General features: G+C 43.5%; 13 protein-coding genes, 1 tRNA gene, 2 rRNA genes and 1 pseudogene. 13 read left to right on the forward strand and 4 right to left on the reverse strand.

The window, feature by feature from the left end; genetic code table 11:
• From MHZ95_RS18125 to tsaD, 7 genes are all read left to right on the forward strand, one after another.
• Positions 1–112: ribosomal RNA gene (locus MHZ95_RS18125) — 23S ribosomal RNA — on the forward strand; the annotation flags it as partial.
• Positions 113–194: 82 nt separating this feature from the next.
• Positions 195–309, forward strand: a 5S ribosomal RNA gene (gene rrf / locus MHZ95_RS18130).
• Positions 310–334: 25 nt separating this feature from the next.
• Positions 335–410 (forward strand) — tRNA-Asp (locus MHZ95_RS18135).
• A 225-nt stretch (positions 411–635) separates the two neighbouring features.
• Positions 636–1,088, forward strand: a complete 453-nt coding sequence (gene tsaE, locus MHZ95_RS18140; protein ID WP_239392206.1) for a tRNA (adenosine(37)-N6)-threonylcarbamoyltransferase complex ATPase subunit type 1 TsaE — start codon at positions 636–638, stop codon at positions 1,086–1,088.
• Positions 1,085–1,798 carry a tRNA (adenosine(37)-N6)-threonylcarbamoyltransferase complex dimerization subunit type 1 TsaB gene (gene tsaB, locus MHZ95_RS18145; RefSeq protein ID WP_239392207.1) on the forward strand — a complete coding sequence of 238 codons (714 nt, stop codon included), beginning with the start codon at positions 1,085–1,087 and terminating at the stop codon, positions 1,796–1,798. Before tsaE ends, tsaB begins: the two co-directional genes overlap by 4 nt.
• Complete coding sequence (gene rimI, locus MHZ95_RS18150) at positions 1,791–2,231, forward strand: ribosomal protein S18-alanine N-acetyltransferase (protein WP_239392208.1); 441 nt, start codon at positions 1,791–1,793, stop codon at positions 2,229–2,231. Before tsaB ends, rimI begins: the two co-directional genes overlap by 8 nt.
• Positions 2,231–3,259 carry a tRNA (adenosine(37)-N6)-threonylcarbamoyltransferase complex transferase subunit TsaD gene (tsaD, locus tag MHZ95_RS18155; RefSeq protein WP_239392209.1) on the forward strand — a complete coding sequence of 343 codons (1,029 nt, stop codon included), beginning with the start codon at positions 2,231–2,233 and terminating at the stop codon, positions 3,257–3,259. Before rimI ends, tsaD begins: the two co-directional genes overlap by 1 nt.
• A 376-nt stretch (positions 3,260–3,635) precedes the next feature.
• On the opposite strand, the gene MHZ95_RS18160 is transcribed toward tsaD, so the two are convergent.
• Positions 3,636–5,564: an ABC-F family ATP-binding cassette domain-containing protein gene (locus MHZ95_RS18160; protein WP_239392297.1), complete on the reverse strand. Its 1,929-nt coding sequence runs from the start codon at positions 5,562–5,564 to the stop codon at positions 3,636–3,638.
• Between the two features lie 185 nt (positions 5,565–5,749).
• Here MHZ95_RS18160 and MHZ95_RS18165 point away from each other — a divergent pair, with 185 nt between their 5' ends.
• The 3 genes from MHZ95_RS18165 to tatC all read left to right on the forward strand — a co-directional run bounded on the left by MHZ95_RS18165 (position 5,750) and on the right by tatC (position 7,511).
• Positions 5,750–6,400 carry a redox-sensing transcriptional repressor Rex gene (locus tag MHZ95_RS18165; RefSeq protein WP_239392210.1) on the forward strand — a complete coding sequence of 217 codons (651 nt, stop codon included), beginning with the start codon at positions 5,750–5,752 and terminating at the stop codon, positions 6,398–6,400.
• 67 nt (positions 6,401–6,467) lie between these two features.
• Complete coding sequence (tatA, locus tag MHZ95_RS18170; RefSeq protein WP_239392211.1) at positions 6,468–6,668, forward strand: twin-arginine translocase TatA/TatE family subunit; 201 nt, start codon at positions 6,468–6,470, stop codon at positions 6,666–6,668.
• Between the two features lie 21 nt (positions 6,669–6,689).
• Positions 6,690–7,511: a twin-arginine translocase subunit TatC gene (gene tatC, locus MHZ95_RS18175; protein WP_239392212.1), complete on the forward strand. Its 822-nt coding sequence runs from the start codon at positions 6,690–6,692 to the stop codon at positions 7,509–7,511.
• Positions 7,512–7,819: 308 nt separating this feature from the next.
• Here tatC and MHZ95_RS18180 read toward each other — a convergent pair whose 3' ends face one another.
• Positions 7,820–8,566: a CPBP family intramembrane glutamic endopeptidase gene (locus tag MHZ95_RS18180; protein ID WP_239392213.1), complete on the reverse strand. Its 747-nt coding sequence runs from the start codon at positions 8,564–8,566 to the stop codon at positions 7,820–7,822.
• Positions 8,567–8,750: 184 nt separating this feature from the next.
• Between MHZ95_RS18180 and groES the strand changes: the two genes are divergently transcribed.
• Both groES and groL read left to right on the forward strand, forming a co-directional pair.
• Complete coding sequence (gene groES / locus MHZ95_RS18185) at positions 8,751–9,035, forward strand: co-chaperone GroES (protein ID WP_239392214.1); 285 nt, start codon at positions 8,751–8,753, stop codon at positions 9,033–9,035.
• A 55-nt stretch (positions 9,036–9,090) separates the two neighbouring features.
• Entirely contained in the window at positions 9,091–10,725 is a 1,635-nt protein-coding gene (groL, locus tag MHZ95_RS18190) for a chaperonin GroEL (protein ID WP_239392215.1), read from the forward strand.
• 310 nt (positions 10,726–11,035) lie between these two features.
• On the opposite strand, the pseudogene MHZ95_RS21060 reads toward groL, so the two are convergent.
• Positions 11,036–11,308, reverse strand: a pseudogene (locus MHZ95_RS21060) (tyrosine-type recombinase/integrase); the annotation flags it as partial.
• A gap of 204 nt (positions 11,309–11,512) precedes the next feature.
• Here MHZ95_RS21060 and MHZ95_RS18200 point away from each other — a divergent pair.
• Positions 11,513–12,784 carry a RidA family protein gene (locus tag MHZ95_RS18200; protein WP_239392216.1) on the forward strand — a complete coding sequence of 424 codons (1,272 nt, stop codon included), beginning with the start codon at positions 11,513–11,515 and terminating at the stop codon, positions 12,782–12,784.
• Between the two features lie 191 nt (positions 12,785–12,975).
• On the opposite strand, the gene MHZ95_RS18205 is transcribed toward MHZ95_RS18200, so the two are convergent.
• Complete coding sequence (locus MHZ95_RS18205) at positions 12,976–14,031, reverse strand: serine hydrolase domain-containing protein (RefSeq protein ID WP_239392217.1); 1,056 nt, start codon at positions 14,029–14,031, stop codon at positions 12,976–12,978.

The raw sequence follows: 14,031 nt of genomic DNA on the forward strand, positions 1-14,031 counted from the left end.
CCATTACGCAAGTAAGTAAGATCCCTCAAAGAAGATGAGGTTGATAGGTCTGGGGTGGAAGCGCGGCGACGTGTGGAGCTGACAGATACTAATCGATCGAGGACTTAACCTTGATTAAAAAAGGGCATGGTTGTCCCTGATTTTGTGAAACCGATGTTGGTTTTATCCGGTTTTGAGCGAACAAGCTCAAAGAGTCTGGTGCCGATGGCGAAGAGGTCACACCCGTTCCCATCCCGAACACGGAAGTTAAGCTCTTCAGCGCCGATGGTAGTCGGGGGTTTCCCCTGCGAGAGTAGGACGTCGCCAGGCTCATCTATATTTTATAGATTTTATTGGTCCCGTGGTGTAGCGGTTAACATGCCTGCCTGTCACGCAGGAGATCGCCGGTTCGATCCCGGTCGGGACCGCCATTTATCTAAATTTATAACCGATTCCGGGTAGTTCATCTGGAATCGGTTTTTTGTGTATTTTACATTCAAATGAAACAAACAATATTTCGATAAAAAAGAAAGCGATGTCCCGGAAAGATGAGGCAATGCTTTCTGACATCTGAAAATTCGGCTGTAAGTATCTATGCTTTCCGATAGCGTTTATTTTCGGTACACTAGAGCAAAGCAGTAGAAAGGAAATTCGATATGATAAAGGAATTTGAAGTCCATTCCGTTGAGGAAACAGAAAAGCTGGCTATAAAATTATCAACACTTCTAACACCGCCCGATGTCATTACGCTAGAGGGCGACCTTGGGGCGGGGAAGACGACGTTTACAAAGGCGCTTGCCAAAGGATTAGGTATTACACGAACAGTCAATAGTCCGACATTTACGATTGTGAAACAGTATGAAGGGACATACCCTTTTAACCATCTTGATGTGTACCGTTTAGCAGAAAGTGAGGAAGATCTTGGATGGGACGAGCTGTTTTACGGCGATGCGATATCTGTTATTGAATGGGCACATTTAATAGAAGAAGACTTACCTCCGGAACGTTTGGAAATCCGGATTGTTCATGAAGGTGATGATCGCCGAAAAATCACATTTAGACCATTCGGAAAGCGATATGAAATGATTTGTGAGGGGATAGACTTATGATCTGGCTTGGAATAGATACAGCCAATACGCCGCTTTCAGTGGCTATCGTGAAGGATGGGCAACTGTTAGCGGAAGAGAATGCTGCCATGGCCATCAATCACTCGTTACGCGCTATGCCGGCTATCGAGGAGCTGTTTAACAAAGTGGACATGAGCCCTGCTGATGTAGATGCGATTGCGGTTTCAGAAGGTCCAGGATCTTATACGGGTGTCCGAATTGGTGTAACGATAGCGAAGACGCTTGCATGGACGCTTCAAAAGCCGCTCTACGGCCTTTCAAGTTTACAGGTGCTCGCCGGCAATGCCATTTATTTTAATGGCTTAATTTGCCCAATCATGGATGCTAGAAGAGGAAATGTCTATAGCGCTGCGTATCGCTATCAAGACGGATTGTTAACTGCAGTCATTGAAGAAGGCCATTATGCGCTGGAAGAATTGATCCGTCTGTTGGAACAGGACGAACCCATCTTATTTATCGGAAAAGATACAGCGATACATGAAAAGCAACTAGTTGGGCAATTGGGCGATCGTGCGGTAATCGCACCGCTTCATCTGAACTTGCCCCGGGCATCTTCATTGATCCATCTGGTGCAGCAGAAGCAAGAATCGGATATCCATACGTTCGTTCCAGAGTACCGCCGACTTGCGGAAGCGGAAGCGAATTGGTTGAAAGAGCAGGGAAAGGAACAAGTGCGTGATTCAAATGATTGAATATCGAAAAATGGGAAGAGACGATATCACATCTGTTGTAGCCATTGAAGAGGAATCATTTGCCACGCCTTGGACCCATGACATTTTTGAGCATGAGATGACGGGAAATGCTTATGCCCATTATGTTGTTGCAGTTCAAGAGGGTGAAGTGATTGGCCATTGCGGAATGTGGATTGTGTTGGACGAATGCCATATTACGAACGTCGCGGTGCGTAAGCGATGGCGAGGCAATGGAATCGGGGAAGGTTTGATGAGGCAAGCGATTGCGCTTTGCAAAGAGATGAATGTTCGATTGATGACACTGGAAGTGCGGGTGACCAATCACACCGCACAAAATTTGTACCGTAAGCTAGGGTTTCAGGACGGTGGCATACGGAAAAACTATTATGCGGACGACCATGAAGATGCGCTCGTCATGTGGGTGGAATTGTAATGGAAAATGATATCTATATATTAGGAATTGAAACAAGCTGTGATGAAACAGCAGCATCCGTTGTGAAAAATGGTGAAGAAATTGTTTCCAATGTGGTAGCATCGCAAATTATGAGTCAAAAAAGATTCGGTGGCGTTGTGCCAGAGATTGCCTCAAGACATCATGTTGAACAAATTACAATCGTCATGGAAGAGGCACTTGCCGTTGCGGGCTTAACACCGAAGGACCTTGATGCAGTCGCGGTTACAGAGGGTCCTGGGCTTGTTGGAGCGCTCCTCATCGGCATCAATGCGGCGAAAGCATTTGCTTTTGCCAATGGCCTGCCGATTATTGGCGTGCATCACATTGCCGGGCATATTTATGCGAATACGTTAATGCAACCGATGGAGTTCCCCCTGCTGGCGCTTATCGTGTCAGGTGGGCATACAGAGCTTGTGTTGATGGAGAATCATGGCTCTTTCAGACTGATTGGAGAAACGCGCGATGACGCTGCTGGTGAGGCGTATGACAAAGTGGCTCGCGTCCTCGGTCTTCCATACCCAGGCGGTCCGCAAATCGATAAGTTGGCGGCTGAAAGTGATGGACATGTTGAATTCCCGAGGGCCTGGTTGGAACCCGACTCGTATGACTTCAGTTTTAGCGGTCTGAAATCCTCGGTCATTAACTACAAACATAATCTTGAACAGCGTGGCGGGAAAGTCAATCCCGCACATATCGCTGCCGGTTTTCAAGCCAGTGTCGTTGAAGTACTAACAACGAAGGCATTGAAAGCAGCCAAGGAATTTAAAGTGAAACAAGTGATTGCAGCAGGTGGAGTGGCTGCAAATAAGGGCCTTCGCGCATCACTTGAAGAAGCATTTCATCATGAAGAAATTCCTTTTTACGTACCGCCGATTTCACTTTGTACGGATAATGCGGCGATGATTGCGGCAGCTGGATCAGCGATGTTCTTGGACGGCATACGCGGAAATCTGGCGATGAACGGTAAACCCGGCATGCCGCTCGCTTCTTGGAAATCCGAAAAATGAAAAAGCACGAATGTTGTCAACAATCGACAGCGTTCGTCTTTTTTTGTCCTGAAAAAATTTTGTTTGTCAATAGAGAACGTTCGTACTTATGCACAATTTGTGGACAAGTTGTGCATAAGTACGCTGAATTGTAATTTAATAACAGCACATTTAGGATAACTATGTGGATATAAAAATGAATTTCTGTGGATAATGTGGAAAACTATGTTCATATGTGATTAAATCGGCATGTTTCATGTTGATAAGATTGTGGAAATGATGGCCTGTGTATAGTGTTGTAATTCACCAATAATATACGCCGTAGTCTTCGAAACGACAAAACGTCGCATTGAATAGTTTCTTTCCATTCAATGCGACGAATGTTTATCATATCCATTTATAAGGCTTCCAATTCCTCTTGTAAGGAAAGCCATTCATCGGACTTGTGATCGTGCTCTTCTTGCCGTTCGTCGATCTGCGCTTGCAGTTCCATTAACTTTACATGGTCATCTGCAAATTCAGGTAAGGATAATTCGGTTTGAAGTGCTGCGATTTCCTCTTCCAATTGGGACATCCTTTCCTCCAAGTCGGCAATGGCCCTTGTCAGTCTTCTTTCCTGCCTACGCAATTCTTTATCCTGATCATTCGAACGGTTGGATGAAGGCGGTCTTTCAGTCTTAACTGTAGGTGATTCCGCATTCAATTCCTCTTGTTCCAGCTTCTTCTCGACAAAATAGTCATAATCCCCGAGATATTCCATAGCTCCATTTGTACTGAGGTCAATCACTTTAGTTGCCAGACGATTAATGAAGTATCGGTCATGCGAGACGAAAAGCAGTGTACCTGGGAAATCATCGAGCGCATTTTCAAGGACTTCTTTGCTATCGAGGTCCAGATGGTTCGTCGGTTCGTCTAAAATGAGGGTATTCGATTTTTGCAGCATCAGTTTTGCGAGGGATAAACGTGCTTTTTCTCCTCCGGATAAAGACTGGACGGGCTTTTCGACATCTTCGCCTGTGAAGAGGAAACTTCCAAGTAATGAACGGACATCCTTCTCGTTCATCATAGGCCAGTCATCCCAAATTTCCTGCAGGACAGTTCCTGTTCCAATAAGCGTTGCTTGTTCCTGGTCATAGTAACCAAATTGGACGTTCGTCCCATACTTGATCGATCCTGCTATGGGTACTTCTTTTTTAACGATCGTTTTCAATAACGTTGATTTTCCGACGCCATTTGGTCCGATAATGGCAATACGGTCATGCTTGTACACCCGGAAATCGATGTTCGTGGAAAGGGGTGTTTCATTATAGCCAATTGCTAAATTCTCTACATTTAAGACATCATTACCACTTGGTCGATCGATTGAAAAAGAAAAGCTGGCGGATTTTTCGTTCCCATCAGGTGCATCCATCCATTCAGTCCGTTCCAACAGTTTGCGACGGCTCTTTGCCATTTTCGAAGTGGAGGCACGGGCGATATTCCGCTGGATGAAGTCTTCGAGTTTTGCTTTCTCCGATAAATCCTTTTCATATAGATTGCGATCCCGTTCATAGTTTTTGGCTTTTTCATCGAGATAAGCACTGTAGTTCCCTGTGTATTTCGTCACTTTTTTTCGGGATACTTCATAAACGATTGTTACGATTTCATCGAGGAAGTAGCGGTCATGGGAAACAATCAGAATGGCGCCTTCGTAGGAAACGAGGTATTTTTCCAGCCAGCCTAACGTTTCGATATCCAAGTGGTTGGTCGGTTCGTCCAAGATGAGAAGGTCAGGTTTACTCAAGAGCATTTTAGCGAGGGCCAGTCTCGTTTTCTGGCCTCCGGATAGAAGGTTTACGCTCTTATCGAAGTCTTCGGGAAAGAAGCGCATGCCATGTAACACGGAGCGCGTATCCGATTCGTATTGATAGCCACCGGAGTCTTTGAATTCGATTTGCAATGCGTCGTATTCTTTCATGACTTTATTGTACTCCAATGCGTTCTCATAGACGGCTGGGTCGGCCATCTGCCCTTCAAGTGTGCGCAATCGCCTTTCGATGGCATGGAGCGGTTCGAATACGGTCATCATTTCTTCCCAAATCGAGAGTGGGGAATCGATGCCGCTATGCTGTTCGAGATAGCCGATCCGAATGTCTTTTGGGACGATGATATCGCCCGAATCTGCTGTCATTTCACCCGCAATCACTTTGAGCAAGGTGGACTTGCCCGCACCGTTCCGGCCAACAAGGGCGACACGGTCACGATGTTGCACCTCGAGCCGTACATTGGTCAATATATCTGTTCCTGAAAATGATTTTGTCAATCCATTCACTTGTAAAACAATCATCGTAAGCACCTCAATTCTCCTTTAGTTTATCATAATTCGGGAGATATTCCCTACTGCTATCGGCAGAATCATCATGGCGAATCGGGGACGAAGAGAGGGCGTCTAGCGGTTGATGACCGACTTTACAACATCCGACTTCTACTGTACGATAGAATCGGCTAAAAGTACCGTACAGGAGGTCCCACATGAGAGAGGAAACGCCAAAAATTCCACAGGCGACATCAAAGCGATTGCCTCTTTACTATAGATTTCTTCAAAATATCGCTAATTCAGGGAAAAAGCGTGTATCGTCTAGTGAATTAAGTGAAGTGATGAAAATCGATGCAGCGACAATCCGTCGTGATTTTTCTCATTTCGGTGCGCTTGGTAGAAAAGGGTATGGTTATGATGTGCATTATCTTGTCGATTTTTTCCGAAAGACACTTGATGAGGACGCGGAGACCGATGTTGCATTAATTGGAGTTGGCAGTTTGGGGAATGCTTTTTTAAAATATAATTTCCAGAAAAACCATAATACACGTATCGTCGTCGCATTCGATCCAAAAGCGGCAATGGACGGTACAGAGATGAGTGGCATTCCGGTTTTCCATCCCGATACATTACAGGAAAAAATCAAGGAATTGAAAATTGAACATGTCATTTTGACAGTCCCTTCTCGGATTGCACAAGAAGTGACCGACCAACTTGTACAAGCGGGTGTCAAAGGTATTTTGAATTTCGCACCGGTTCGCTTATCCGTACCTGAAACAGTTCGTGTGCATACGATCGATTTATCCGTGGAATTGCAAACGCTCATATACTTTATAAAAAATGACGTAAAACAGTCACATCTGTGATGGTCCGTCAATGGTATTCCACGCGGTTTTCGTGTAAAATAGACATATTACGAGGGAGGTGTCCGGGATGCCAGGTCCAGGGAGTTTAATTATTATCGCAATTATTGCATTGCTCGTATTCGGTCCGAAGAAATTGCCGGAAATCGGGAAGGCGTTCGGTTCTTCATTGCGTGAATTCAAAAACGCCACAAAAGGTTTAGCGGATGACGATGACGTGAAAAAAGTGGAAGTTCAGAAAGTGGAAGACAAAAAAGAAGAAGTGAAGTAAGTTAGTTAGGATGTCTGTCCAATGAAAGAAAAAAATTTAACGATCGTTGAGCATATAGATGAGATTAGAAAACGGCTGATGGTAATCGTCGTTTTCTTTGTTATAGCGGTGGCAGGCAGCTTTTTTGTAGCAAAGCCGGTCATTCAGTTTTTACAGTTGCAGTATACGGGGGAAATTGAGCCGATGTTGTCGGGGGAAGTCGAAGAAAGCCCCTTGCATTCATTTGCTGTTTTAGATCCGATTATGATTTATATGAAAGTGATCATCTTCATTTCCTTCGTCGTCATCTCACCGGTTATTATGTATCAGCTATGGGCATTTATCACGCCAGGGTTACATGAGAAGGAGCGGCGCGCGACACGGAATTATATCCCGTTCACATTTCTTCTTTTTGTAGCAGGTGTATCGTTTTCTTATTTTGTCCTGTTGCCTTATGTCATGAAGTTCATGATTACTTTATCCGGAGAACTCGGGATTACACAAACCATTGGCATCAATGAGTACTTCACGTTTTTATTTCAAATTCTGATTCCATTTGGTGTTGTGTTCCAGTTGCCGGTCGTCTTGCTATTTCTGACAAGGCTCGGTCTCGTCAGTCCGACTAGGCTTGTGAAAATTAGAAAATATGCTTATTTTACGCTTTTTGTCATCGCGGCATTTATTACACCACCAGATTTGATGTCCCATTTACTTGTTACAGTTCCGATGTTCGCGCTTTATGAATTAAGTATTTTTATCTCGCGTTTCGGTTATCGGAAATATTTAAAAGCGGAGCAACAGCGTCAATTGGACGAGGTAAAGGCGGAGCAACAACGTCAAATTGACGAAGTGATGGGTCGCTAAATAGATTGAAAAAAGCCTTCCAATCGGTTAACTTAAATCGATTGGAAGGCTTTTTTTACGTCCAGACTCCGGGCGCCAGACGCTCGGGGTATAAGCCGTTTTGGCTGTGAGGAAAAAAACACCTCTTGGGCCCACAGGATGTGGGTCATGCAGTCGTTGCCAATCGAACAGCGGAGGGTTCGATTGGCCATATTTCTGCGTCCTTTGCAGAAATTAAGGCACTTTCTTTCAGGACGCGGCGAATTTAGACTGCCTTCCTAAGTCCGTCTTATGCCTGTCGCGTCTAAGCAGGCGCCCTGCGCTTTTGTTTATTGAATAAAAATAATCACCGCTTGTTTGACCTTTTCCATTTCTTCAATATACCTCTGAAGCTTATCATAGTTTAGCTGAACGACTACGACAAAGCCGTTCATCAGTCCATGGGCAATCATCGGTGTCAGGATGGATTTGGTTCGGTAATACAAATAAGCGAAGACCAATGCCGGCATCGTATAGATGAGTAGATGTTCAAGTTCATTGTGGACGGCGGCAAAGACCACTGCACTCACAAGAGTAGCAATCCAGAAATTTGTTTTCATATAAATTCCGCCGAAAATCACTCTTCTAAATACGAGTTCTTCCAATAAGGGTGCAAATAGCACCATTGAAATGATGACAATCGGTGAAGTTTTGGCAATATCTGTCAGTAACGCGGTATTGTCGGATCCTGGCGTAACACCGAACATCGACTCGATAGATGCAGCGAGCATTTGTCCACCCATTGCGAGGAAGAAACCGATAACCCCCCAAAGGATGATACTGCCGACAGAGGCTTTTTTCCCTTTGAAAACTTGCATGAATTTCTTATTTCGTGCGATCAATACGAGGAAAATGATCGCTGCAATCGTGTTGACAATAAAGAGTGACCAAGCGAATCCGTGATAAGTGGCTTGGAGCTCTTGCAAACCAGGTTTGCTTTTCATATAACCGATCAATAACTCAGCTAAATAGATACTCCCGACTTGCATAGCAATATACGTCAGTAGCAAATAGATATACATTTTCCAATTTTTCAACGTATCCACTCCTTCATATGTGGCTGACGTTCATTTTATCTTTTTCCAGTTCGATAAGCAAAGAGAAATGTCTAGAGTTTTTGCTTGCAATTAATTTGAATCTTCTTTATGATAGAAAATGTGTTAGCACTCCAGTAGGTCGAGTGCTAAAATCCAAGAAAATATTTTGAGGAGGTTGTTTCACTTGTTGAAACCATTAGGTGACCGTATCGTAATCGAACTAATCGAGGCAGAAGAAAAAACTTCAAGTGGTATTGTACTACCGGATTCTGCGAAAGAGAAACCGCAAGAAGGGAAAGTTGTAGCAGCAGGTACCGGACGCGTTCTAGAGAATGGCCAGCGCATCGAACTGGAAGTAAAAGAAGGCGATCGGATCATCTTCTCTAAATATTCCGGAACTGAAGTGAAATATGAAGGTAATGAATTTCTAATCCTGCGTGAAAGCGACATTTTAGCAATCATCGGCTAATGGGCCGTTTGAGAATTCATAAATGAAAACACGAAAATCAGGAGGGAACTTATAAATGGCTAAAGAAATTAAATTTAACGAAGATGCACGTGGTGCAATGCTCCGCGGTGTAGATACATTAGCAGATGCTGTAAAAGTAACGCTTGGACCAAAAGGACGCAACGTCGTTCTTGAGAAAAAATTTGGTTCACCGCTTATTACAAACGACGGTGTGACAATCGCTCGTGAAATCGAACTAGAAGATGCATTCGAAAACATGGGTGCAAAACTAGTAGCAGAAGTGGCTTCCAAAACAAACGAAATCGCTGGAGACGGTACGACAACTGCAACGGTTCTTGCGCAAGCGATGATCCGTGAAGGTTTGAAAAACGTTACAGCGGGTGCAAACCCAGTAGGTATCCGTAAAGGAATCGAACAAGCAGTTGCAACAGCTGTGGAAGGTTTACAGTCTATTTCCGATGAAATCGAAAGCAAACAAGAAATTGCACAAGTTGCTGCGATCTCTTCAGGAGATGAAGAAGTCGGCGAACTGATCGCTGAAGCGATGGAGCGCGTTGGTAACGATGGCGTTATCACAATCGAAGAGTCAAAAGGATTCACAACTGAACTTGACGTTGTAGAAGGTATGCAGTTCGACCGTGGTTATGCATCAGCTTACATGGCAACAGATACAGATAAAATGGAAGCGGTTCTTGACAACCCTTACATTCTGATCACAGATAAAAAGATTACAAACATCCAAGAAATCCTTCCTGTACTTGAGCAAGTCGTACAACAAGGTAAACCGCTTCTAATGATCGCTGAAGACGTAGAAGGTGAAGCACTTGCAACACTTGTTGTCAACAAACTTCGCGGCACATTCAACGCAGTTGCGGTTAAAGCACCAGGCTTCGGGGATCGACGTAAAGCAATGCTTGAAGACATCGCAACATTGACAGGCGGAGAAGTGATTACAGAAGATCTAGGTCTTGACTTGAAATCAGCGGACATCACGCAACTTGGACGGGCTGCAAAAGTCGTTGTGACAAAAGACAACACAACAATCGTTGAAGGAAGCGGCGACTCAGCTAAAATTGAAGGCCGTGTGAACCAAATCCGTGTTCAATTGGAAGAAACAACTTCTGAGTTCGATAAAGAAAAACTACAAGAGCGTCTTGCGAAATTGGCAGGCGGCGTAGCAGTTATCAAAGTCGGCGCAGCTACTGAAACAGAATTGAAAGAACGCAAACTTCGTATCGAAGACGCATTGAACTCAACGCGTGCAGCGGTTGAAGAAGGAATCGTTTCCGGTGGTGGAACAGCGCTCGTAAACGTCTATAACAAAGTGGAAACTCTACTAGAATCAACAGCAGGTGACGTTGCAACAGGCGTGAAAATCGTTCTTCGTGCACTGGAAGAGCCTGTACGTCAAATCGCAAACAACGCTGGCCTTGAAGGTTCAATCGTTGTCGATCGTCTAAAACGCGAAGAAGTCGGCACTGGCTTCAACGCAGCAGATGGCGAGTGGGTGAACATGATGCAAGCAGGTATCGTTGACCCGACTAAAGTTACTCGTTCAGCGCTACAAAACGCAGCATCCGTTGCAGCAATGTTCTTGACTACAGAAGCGGTTATCGCAGACAAGCCAGAACCAAACGCACCTGCAATGCCTGACATGGGCGGTATGGGTGGAATGGGCGGCATGATGTAATAAGTCAGCCCAAAAGGTTGATATATCTACGTTCAGCAGAAGACTCCCACCTCTATAGGTGGCGAGATGAATGTGGTTTTGTTTTCCTGTTTAGCGGGTGTCCAGACGCCCGCTGAACGAAGATAAAGCCTCCGGCGGATGTCACAGATTTTTTAGAGGAGCTTTTCGAGCGAGCTCGAAAAAAATCTGGACGCAATCACGCCGAGGCGCGATTGATCAAGGCTTTACCCACTACAACTTGTCTGAAACACCAAAAAATAACAGAAACATAACATTTGCATAAGAAATGTGAGCGAGTTATGTTTTCGGGGATGTGTCCGTAGAGATTATTGATCTTAACGGATGCATCCTTTTTCATTTTAATTGTAACGTGCGTGTAAACTTTCATCGTCGTTTCGATATCCTCGTGACCAACGCTCTCCATGATTGTTGCAATGTCCATTCCTGCTTCAGTCAGCATGCTAATGTGAGTGTGTCTAAAAATATGCGAAGTCGCCTTTTTCTTTATAGACGTTTTTTCCATTAGGCGATTCATTCTTTTCAAGATATTGCTCGGGACAAAAGGATATCTGTTAACTCGGCATGATGTGATCACCTCATACTGAATAAAAAAGAAACTTCTCACAAGTTCAATGAACTTTTGAGAAGCTTTTTGTGCATCTCTTACAAAACGTTAGCCAAAGTGAACAAGTTCTGCTATAATTACATAGCACTCAGAGCGGTTTAGAACGGCTTTTTCGGTGCATACTTTGGTTAGTAAATATTTATCAAGAAGGGAAATCGTATTATGAGCAACTATAACGCAGTATCAGCAAAAAATACGGAAAATGCTCCAAATGGTAACGGTCTATATTCACAATCTGTAGCTTTCTCTCATTACAATAATCTTTCAGCTCAATTACCTATCGATCCTAAAACGGGTAAATTGGTCGCTGGTGGTATAAAAGAGCAAGCCGAACAGTGTTTTAACAATATCAAGGCAATTGTAGACAGCATCGATCATGTGATGAGCGATATTGTTAGAATTACGGTATTTGTTAAGGACATCAAAGATGTTGACGCTGTAGACGAAGTTTATAAAACATTCTTCCCAACTTATGTTCCTTCACGGACAACAGTTGCAGTTGCAGCTTTGCCTATGGATGCTTTAGTGCAAGTTGAAGCACTTGTTTCACACGGTGAAGGTACAATTCCAAACGCTCCACAAGCAGGCGACCTCATCAAACTTACAAATAACACAGCAAATGCACCAACAAGCCCTCTATCTACACAAACTGTATCTTTCTCTCATTACAATAATCTTTCAGCTCAATTGCCGATCGATCCAAAAACGGGCAGATTGGTAACTGGCGGAGTAAAAGAGCAAGCTGGACAGTGCTTGAAAAATATCAAAGCAATTTTAGAAAGTATCGACGTTCCTTTTGACGATATTGTTAAAATCAATATCTTCCTTAAAGACCTCGCGGATACGGATGCTGTAAATGAAGTTTATTCAACATTCTTCCCAGACTCCGCTATTGCTAGAGCCGTAGCCTATGTTCCGGCACGGACGGTAGTCGCTGCTTCAGCTTTACCTATGGATGCTTCAGTACAAATCGAAGCAGTGGTATCACACGGAGATGGTACACCTCCACAGGCTATTGAAGACAGACATGGTATCGTTATCTGGGCAAACAACACTGAAAACGCGCCAAAGAGCTCTTTATCCACACAAACTGTAGCGTTCTCTCATTACAATCACCTTTCAGCTCAATTACCTTTAGATCCAAAAACAGGTCAATTGGTAGCTGGCGGCGTAAAAGAGCAAGCTGAACAGTGCTTGAAAAATATCAAGGCAATTGTAGAAAGTATCGACCATGTTATGGAAGATATCGTTAAAGTAAATATCTTCGTTAAAAATATCGCGGATATGGATGCTGTAGACGAAGCTTACAAAACATTCTTCCCAGGTGGTACTCCTGCACGAAGAACAGTTGGCGTATCAGCTTTACCTAATGATGCTTTAATCCAAATCGATGCAATTGTCTCAAATGCTGAAGGAACACCTCCAAAAGCATAACAGGCATTTGTTTGTAAAACAGGAATGATAGGCGTTACTTGTACATGTTGATGATGACATGTACAAGTCATAAGAGGCTGTCTCAAATGAAAATTGAGACAGCCTCCTTCTTACGGTACAAAGGGAATAGCATCGAGATTTTAGCTGATTATGGTTGAAATCTTAATGGTTAGATGGATAGAAAATTTCTTTCAAAATATACACTCTTCAATTTGTTTCAATAAGTCTCCAGCTCTCTCCTGACTGCCATCATCCGTTTTATACTCAACATTGGTTAGTATAATGATTGTATAATCCGTTTCTGGATAACGACTTAGCATGGTTGAATAGCCCGGCCAACCTCCGCTGTGTGATACCCTTTTACCGGCTGATTCTAAGTGATCGATAAACCAGCCGAATCCGCAATGTGTCTTCTGACCATCCTTTGTTCTAAATGTTGATAGCGACAATTCTAGCGATGGGTTACTAAGTAAAATTCCTTCTTTTAGCGCACGATCAAGGGAAAGCAAATCCATAATTGTTGAATGGATCATTCCGTCTCCTTGAATGCCATCTAAATAGTTCACATAATCATATTCTGGGAGCTCATCTGGTAAAAAGAAATCTTTATCGTTTGTATTTTTTATGAATCCATAGGCAAAATCATCAACAGTTTCAGGCTTAAATCTACGGTTCATGACCCTCGTACGGTGCATGCCTGCTGGGATAAATACATGATGGAGCATGAACGAAGAATAGGACATTCCCGATACAACTTCAATCACAGTAGCTAAACAAACATAGCCTGTATTACTATATTCGCATTTATCTTCTGGATTAAAGTAAGGGTGCGGTTTATATGTTGCTAACAAACGGAATACATCCGTATTGGTTGCAATTTCGGTGCGATCCCAATACGTTTCGAATAGTTCCATGTAATCCGGAAGCCCTGATGTATGTGTTAAAACATGTCGCAAGGTAACAGTAGGGTAGGGGAAATCATGAATCCACTTACTGATAGGATCGTCATAATGAAGCTCGGATTGTTCTGCTAAAATCATAATTCCGATTGCTGTCATTGGTTTCGTTACGGAAGCAAGCTCAAATAAGGAGTCGATTGTAAGAGTACTATTTCGACGATAATCTGAGAGTCCGAATGTGCCTGTGTAAATAGATACTCCACCCTTTGCTACCAGTATATTTCCTGAAAACTTACCTTCTTTCCACTTACTAATAAATAGTTGATCAATCTTCTTAGCCACTTCCAT

This window comes from Sporosarcina sp. ACRSM (assembly GCF_022346545.1).
Taxonomy (GTDB): Bacteria; Bacillota; Bacilli; order Bacillales_A; family Planococcaceae; genus Sporosarcina.

What these genes read in the sequence shown, in the direction of transcription:
- tsaE (WP_239392206.1), top strand. Translation starts at nt 636, where the DNA reads ATGATAAAGGAATTTGAAGTCCATTCCGTTGAGGAAACAGAAAAGCTG.
- tsaB (WP_239392207.1), top strand. Translation starts at nt 1,085, where the DNA reads ATGATCTGGCTTGGAATAGATACAGCCAATACGCCGCTTTCAGTGGCT.
- rimI (WP_239392208.1), top strand. Translation starts at nt 1,791, where the DNA reads ATGATTGAATATCGAAAAATGGGAAGAGACGATATCACATCTGTTGTA.
- tsaD (WP_239392209.1), top strand. Translation starts at nt 2,231, where the DNA reads ATGGAAAATGATATCTATATATTAGGAATTGAAACAAGCTGTGATGAA.
- MHZ95_RS18160 (WP_239392297.1), bottom strand. Translation starts at nt 5,564, where the DNA reads ATGATTGTTTTACAAGTGAATGGATTGACAAAATCATTTTCAGGAACA.
- MHZ95_RS18165 (WP_239392210.1), top strand. Translation starts at nt 5,750, where the DNA reads ATGAGAGAGGAAACGCCAAAAATTCCACAGGCGACATCAAAGCGATTG.
- tatA (WP_239392211.1), top strand. Translation starts at nt 6,468, where the DNA reads ATGCCAGGTCCAGGGAGTTTAATTATTATCGCAATTATTGCATTGCTC.
- tatC (WP_239392212.1), top strand. Translation starts at nt 6,690, where the DNA reads ATGAAAGAAAAAAATTTAACGATCGTTGAGCATATAGATGAGATTAGA.
- groL (WP_239392215.1), top strand. Translation starts at nt 9,091, where the DNA reads ATGGCTAAAGAAATTAAATTTAACGAAGATGCACGTGGTGCAATGCTC.
- MHZ95_RS18200 (WP_239392216.1), top strand. Translation starts at nt 11,513, where the DNA reads ATGAGCAACTATAACGCAGTATCAGCAAAAAATACGGAAAATGCTCCA.
- MHZ95_RS18205 (WP_239392217.1), bottom strand. Translation starts at nt 14,031, where the DNA reads ATGGAAGTGGCTAAGAAGATTGATCAACTATTTATTAGTAAGTGGAAA.